Below are 6122 nucleotides of genomic sequence, written 5' to 3' on the forward strand. Positions count from 1 at the left end.
ACCGGGGGCGGACGCCGCGACGTCCGCCCCCGGTGCGACGACGGTGGTCACTGGACCGCCGCGGCCCACTTCTCGCCGAGCAGCGTGCCGGCGTTCGTCGACTGCTCCTCGGTCGGCACGACGGTCTCCGCCGGTGCCTCGGGCAGCGCGGCGGCGAGGTCGGCGTCGATCGTGCCCGCCTCCGTCATGGCCTCCATGCGGACCGGACGGGCGCCGCCCTTCAGCCACAGGTTCTGCACCTCGTCGCTGTAGAGGAACTCCTGCCACAGTCGCGCGGCGGCCGGGTGCGGGGCGTCGGCGTTGATGGCCTGGTTGTAGTAGCCGGCGTAACCGGTGCCGTCGAGCACGACGACCTTCCAGTCGGGGTTGTCGGCCGTGTGGGCGGCGTTCAGGTAGTCCCAGTCGAACACCACCGGGGTCTCACCGCTGGCGATGGTGGCGGTGGTCACGTCGACCTTGAGCAGGTTGCCGGCCTTCTGCAGCTCGGAGAAGAAGTCGATGCCGGGCTGGAAGTCGTCGAGCGTGCCGTCCGACTGCACGGTCGCGAGGCCCACGGCGGCGAACGCGGCACCGGCCTGCGTGGGGTCGCCGTTGATCGCGACCGCGCCCTTGTAGTCGGCGGAGAGCAGGTCGTCGAGCTCAGACGGTGCGTCGTACTTCGACGAGTCGTAGCCGATCGACATGTACCCGCCGTAGTCGCCCACGAACAGCCCGCTCGGCTCCTTGAGCTCGTCGGGGATGTCGTCCCACGTCTGCACGGTGTACGGCGCGAACGCGTCGGTGTTCTGCAGGGCCACGGTGAGGCCGAGGTCGAACACGTCGGGCGCCGTGTCGAGGCCCTTGTTCGTCTCGGCGGCCTGGATCTCCTCCGCGCTGGACACGTCGGGCGAGGCCTCGTTGATCGTGATCTCGGGGTACTTCTCGGCGAAGAGATCGAGGATCTCGCCGTAGTTCGCCCAGTCGCGCGGGAGCGCGATGACGTTGAGCTGTCCCTCGGCCTTGGCGGCGGCCTCCAGATCGGCGAACGTGCCGAAGTCGGCCACCGACGTGGCCGCCGACGCGTCGACGTCGGACTCTGAGGCGCCGGAGCCCGACGCGTCGGCGGCGCCGGAGCAGGCGCTCAGTGCGAGCGCGGCCGTGGTGGCGAGGGCGATGCCGGCGCCGATGCGCGCGCGGCGGGTGAAGCGTGCCATGAGTATCCTCTCGGTGCCCGGCGCGGGTTCGCCGGGGTCGGGTTGCGAGAGGACACTACGAGCCAGAGGTTGCCGCTCGTGGCGGCCGCGGTGAACGGACGGTGTCCGATGGGTGGCGCGCGGGCGCGGGACCGACAGGCGGGCCGGCGCGGCCGCCGGTCAGTGCGGGACGGTGAGCTTGAAGCCGCGGTGCGAGCCGACGTAGCCGAGACGCTCGTAGAAGCGGTGCGCGTCGGTGCGGGCGGCATCGGAGGTCAGCTGCACCATCGCGGCGCCGAGCGCGGGCGCGGCCTGTTCCCCGACCCAGCGCATCACGGCCCCGCCGAGACCCGCCGAACGCAGATCGCTGCGCACGCGCACGGCTTCGACCAGCAGGCGACGGGCTCCGCGGCGTGCCATGCCGGGGATCGACGTGAGCTGCAGCGTGCCGACGACGGCCCCGCCGAGCTCGACCACCAGCAGGTCGTTCGAGGGCTCGGAGAGGATCTCCGTCAGGCCGCGCTCATAGGCGGGGCGATCCTCGTCGGAGGCCACATCACCGCGGGCGGCGCTGATGGGGTCGTCGGCGAGCAGCGCGATCACCGCATCGGTGTCGTCCAGGGTGGCCCGCCGCAGGACGGCCTCGCCGACGCGCGACGGGAAGGGGAAGGGCAGGCGGAGGGCGTCGAGCATGGCACCAGTCTCTCAGGGGCGCGGATGCGGGAGGAGGGTGCACTCTCTGGAATCATGGCCGGGTGGATATCGGCACGGTGCTCGGGCTCGAGCAGCTCACCTGGGGGATGCTGATCCTCGTGATCGTCGCGGCGTTCTGCGCCGGCTGGATCGACGCGGTCGTGGGCGGCGGGGGTCTGCTGCAACTGCCCGCGCTGCTGCTGATCCCCGGTATCGCGCCGGTGCAGGCCCTGGCCACCAACAAGCTCGCGTCGGTGTTCGGCACGGCGACGAGCAGTGTCACGTACTACCGTCGCGCGAAACCCGACATCCGCACGGCTCTGCCCATGGCGGTGATCGCGCTGCTCGGCTCGTTCGGGGGAGCCGCGGTCGCCACGGTGCTTCCGCCCGCCGCGTTCAAGCCGATCATCGTGGTCGCACTCCTCGCGGTCGCCCTGTTCACGGCGCTCCGCCCGCAGCTCGGCGCCGCGACGCAGCTGCGTTTCCACGGCCACAAGCACCACCTCATGGCGGGCCTCGCCGGCCTCGGCATCGGCTTCTACGACGGCATGATCGGCCCGGGCACCGGCACGTTCCTGGTGATCACCCTCGTGGCGCTGCTCGGCTACGACTTCCTGCAGGCCAGCGCGAAGGCGAAGATCGTGAACCTCGCCACGAACCTGGGCGCGCTGCTGCTGTTCATCCCGCACGGGTCGGTGCTGTGGCTGCTGGGCGGCATCCTCGCGGTCGCGAACGTCGCGGGCAGCTACCTGGGGTCGCGCATGGCGATCTCGCGCGGCACCACGTTCATCCGCGTGGTGTTCCTCGTGGTGGTCGTCGCGCTCATCGCGAAGCTGGGCGTGGACGTGTGGAACGAGAACATCGTCCCGGCTCTCGCCTCGCTCCGCTGAACCGTCCGCGGCTCACACGACGACGCCGGGTCGGGCAGGTTCCGTGGGGAACCGCCCGACCCGGCGCGAGTGCCTGATCGTGCGCGAGCGGCTCAGGCCGCGTCGTCGTCGGGCTCGTAGTCCACACCGGCCTCGGCGCGCTGCTCCGGGGTGATCGGGGCGGGCGCGGAGGTCAGCGGGTCGTACCCGTTGCCCGACTTCGGGAAGGCGATGACGTCGCGGATCGACTCGGTCTTCGACAGGTGCTGCAGCACGCGGTCCATGCCCAGCGCGATGCCGCCGTGCGGGGGAGCGCCGAACGAGAACGCGTCGAGCAGGAAGCCGAACTGCTCCTGCGCGACCTCGTCGCTGATGCCCATGACCTCGAAGACCCGCTTCTGCACGTCTTCGCGGTGGATGCGGATCGAGCCGCCGCCGAGCTCGGAGCCGTTGCACACGATGTCGTACGCGTAGGCGAGGGCCGAGCCCGGGTCGGTGTCGAACGTGTCCTCGAACTCGGGCTTCGGGCCGGTGAACGCGTGGTGCACGGCCGTCCAGGCGCCCGCGCCCACCGCGACGTCACCCGAGGCCACCGCGTCGGCGGCGGGCTCGAACATCGGGGCGTCGACGACCCAGGTGAACGCGAACTCGTCCGGGTTCAGGTAACCCAGGCGGCGGCCGATCTCCACGCGCGCGGCGCCGAGCAGCGCCCGGCTCTCCTTGGTGGATCCGGCGGCGAAGAACACGCAGTCGCCCGGCTCGGCGCCCACGAACTCCGCGAGACCCGCCTGCTCCGCCTCGGACAGGTTCTTCGCGGCGGGGCCGCCCAGGGTGCCGTCCTCGTTGAACAGCACGTAGGCGAGACCGCGGGCGCCGCGCTGCTTGGCCCAGTCCTGCCAGGCGTCGAGCACCTTGCGCGGCTGCGAGGCGCCGCCGGGCATACGCACCGCGCCGACGTACTCGGCCTGGAACACCCGGAACGGGGTGTCCGCGAAGTACTCGGTCGCCTCGACGAGCTCGAGCCCGAAGCGCAGGTCGGGCTTGTCGGAGCCGTACTTCGCCATCGCCTCGGCGTAGGTGATGCGCGGCAGCGGCGTCTGCACCTCCACGCCGATCGTCTTCCACATCGCCACGATGAGCGACTCCATGAGGGCGATCACGTCTTCCTGCTCGACGAAGCTCATCTCGATGTCGAGCTGCGTGAACTCGGGCTGCCGGTCGGCGCGGAAGTCCTCGTCGCGGTAGCAGCGGGCGATCTGGTAGTACTTCTCCACGCCGCCGACCATGAGCAGCTGCTTGAACAGCTGCGGCGACTGGGGCAGCGCGTACCAGCTGCCCGGGTGCAGTCGCGCCGGCACCACGAAGTCGCGGGCGCCCTCGGGGGTGGAGCGGGTGAGGGTGGGGGTCTCGACCTCGGTGAAGCCGTCGGCGTGCAGCACGTCGCGGACGGCCTTGTACACGTCGGAGCGCAGGCGCAGCGCGGAAGCGGCGGCCGGACGGCGAAGGTCGAGGTAGCGGTACTTGAGACGCGCCTCCTCGCCGACGGTCTCGGTGTCGGCCAGCGCCGTGGAGACCTGGAAGGGGAGCGGAGCCGAGGGGTTCAGGACCTCGACCTCGGCCGCGATGACCTCGATCTCGCCCGACGGGAGGTTCGGGTTGGCGTTGCCCTCGGGGCGGCGCGAGACCTCGCCCGTGACCTCGAGCACGAACTCGTTGCGCAGCGGGTGGGCGACCTCCTCGTCGCGGATGACCACCTGGGCGATGCCCGAGGCATCCCGCAGATCGATGAACGCGACGCCTCCGTGGTCACGACGACGATCGACCCACCCGGTGAGGGTGACGGTCTGACCGATGTTCTCGGCGCGCAGGGAGCCTGCGGTGTGGGTGCGCAGCACGGAGTATTCCTTCTGATCTGGGAAATGGAGAACCCGCCCAGTCTACGGGGGTGCGCGACCCCTTCTCACGGGACGGCCCGTCCCTCAGTAGGGTGTCTGTGAACGGAAGGTGCCCCCATGAACCTCGCTCTCGTCCCCGCGGCCGACGTCCCGGTCGTCCCCGACTTCCTCGGCCAGTTCCTCTCCGGGACCACCGGCGTGGTGGCGTTGATCTTCTACATCCTCCTCGCCGTCGCCTGGTGGAAGGTGTTCACCAAGGCCGGATATCCGGGCATCCTCGCCCTCATCCCGATCGTCAACGCGATCTTCCTTTTGCGCATCGCCGGGATGTCGGGCTGGTGGGTCCTGCTCTACCTGGTGCCGATCGCCAACGTGGTGCTCGCGATCGTCGTGGCCGTGAAGGTCGGCGCCCGCTTCGGCAAGGGCGGCGTCTTCTCCTTCTTCCTCCTCTTCGTGTTCTCGTTCATCGGATACTTCATCCTCGGCTTCGGCGACTCCCGCTACCGCGAGATCTGACGTGGGGGTATCGCGACTGCACCTCGTGCGGCACGGTGAGGTGCACAACCCCGCCCGCGTGCTGTACGGCCGGCTGCCCGACTATCACCTGAGCCGCGCGGGCCGCGGGATGGCGGCGTCGGCGGCCGCGCACGTGGCGCAGCTCGGCGACCCCGTGGCGGCGCTGTACGCCTCGCCGCTGGAGCGCGCGCAGGAGTCGGCGGAGCCGTTCGCCGAGCGGTTCGACCTGGTGCCGGAGATCGACATCCGTCTGATCGAGCCGACGAACGTCTTCGAGGGCACCCGCATGCGCCGGTCGCTGATGAACCCGCTCAACTGGTGGCATCTGCGGCAGCCGTCGGTCCCCAGCTGGGGCGAGCCGTACGCGTCGATCGCGGAGCGCATGCTCGGGATCATGGACGAGGCGTGGACGGCCGCACTGGAGAGCACGACCGAGGGCGACATCGTGATGGTGTCGCACCAGGCGCCCATCTGGATCACGCACCTGCGCGTGGCGGGGCTTCCGCTGCAGCACGACCCCCGCACGCGGCGCTGCGCCCTGTCGAGCGTCACCTCGTTCGAGCGCGTGGGTGACGTGTGGCGCGAGGTCGCGTACGCGGAGCCCGCCGCCACGGGCGACGCGGTCGACGTCGGCGCGGTCTGACCCGCCGCCGTCACCGCACGCGCCCGTGGCCTCGGTCTCAGCGGGCGTCCTCCAGCAGTGACCGGATGACGCCGATCGCCGCGAGCTGACCGGCCGCGGCGGCGAGCAGCACCGCGGCCATCGGCCCGGGGAGGGTCGCGCGATGGGCGAGGTCGCCCGCCGCGAAGACGCCGCCGACCGAGGTGTGCCCGAGCTCGTCGATCTCGATCGAGCCGGAGTCGAGCATCCGCAGTCCCAGGTCGGCCGCGAAGGGGGCGCGCTGGCGCGCCGAGGCCGCGGCGACGAAGACCCCGGCCACGTCGAGGTCGCCGTCGGCCGTGCGCAGATCGGAAGA

7 protein-coding genes are annotated in these 6122 nt (G+C 71.1%); 3 read left to right on the plus strand and 4 right to left on the minus strand.

What is annotated here, in order from left to right; all coding sequences use genetic code 11:
* Positions 1 to 47: 47 nt before the first annotated feature.
* Positions 48 to 1193: an ABC transporter substrate-binding protein gene (locus DW299_RS08955; RefSeq protein ID WP_136036374.1), complete on the minus strand. Its 1146-nt coding sequence runs from the start codon at positions 1191 to 1193 to the stop codon at positions 48 to 50.
* A 159-nt stretch (positions 1194 to 1352) separates the two neighbouring features.
* Positions 1353 to 1865 carry a GNAT family N-acetyltransferase gene (locus DW299_RS08960; protein WP_136036375.1) on the minus strand — a complete coding sequence of 171 codons (513 nt, stop codon included), beginning with the start codon at positions 1863 to 1865 and terminating at the stop codon, positions 1353 to 1355.
* Positions 1866 to 1972: 107 nt separating this feature from the next.
* Here DW299_RS08960 and DW299_RS08965 point away from each other — a divergent pair, with 107 nt between their 5' ends.
* Positions 1973 to 2755: a sulfite exporter TauE/SafE family protein gene (locus tag DW299_RS08965; protein WP_136036377.1), complete on the plus strand. Its 783-nt coding sequence runs from the start codon at positions 1973 to 1975 to the stop codon at positions 2753 to 2755.
* 92 nt (positions 2756 to 2847) lie between these two features.
* On the opposite strand, the gene aspS is transcribed toward DW299_RS08965, so the two are convergent.
* Entirely contained in the window at positions 2848 to 4629 is a 1782-nt protein-coding gene (gene aspS, locus DW299_RS08970; RefSeq protein ID WP_136036376.1) for an aspartate--tRNA ligase, read from the minus strand.
* A 117-nt stretch (positions 4630 to 4746) separates the two neighbouring features.
* Between aspS and DW299_RS08975 the strand changes: the two genes are divergently transcribed.
* Positions 4747 to 5145, plus strand: coding sequence for a DUF5684 domain-containing protein (locus DW299_RS08975; RefSeq protein ID WP_240745361.1), 399 nt, complete (start codon positions 4747 to 4749; stop codon positions 5143 to 5145).
* Between the two features lies 1 nt (position 5146).
* A complete protein-coding gene (locus tag DW299_RS08980; protein ID WP_136029737.1) occupies positions 5147 to 5788 on the plus strand; it encodes a histidine phosphatase family protein in 642 nt (213 codons plus the stop codon).
* A gap of 37 nt (positions 5789 to 5825) precedes the next feature.
* Here the strand turns inward: DW299_RS08980 and DW299_RS08985 are convergent.
* The coding region (locus DW299_RS08985; RefSeq protein ID WP_168443102.1) for an FAD-dependent oxidoreductase at positions 5826 to 6122 on the minus strand (297 nt) is incomplete at its 5' end.

Source organism: Microbacterium sp. K35 (assembly GCF_004794375.1).
GTDB lineage: Bacteria > Actinomycetota > Actinomycetes > Actinomycetales > Microbacteriaceae > Microbacterium > Microbacterium sufflavum.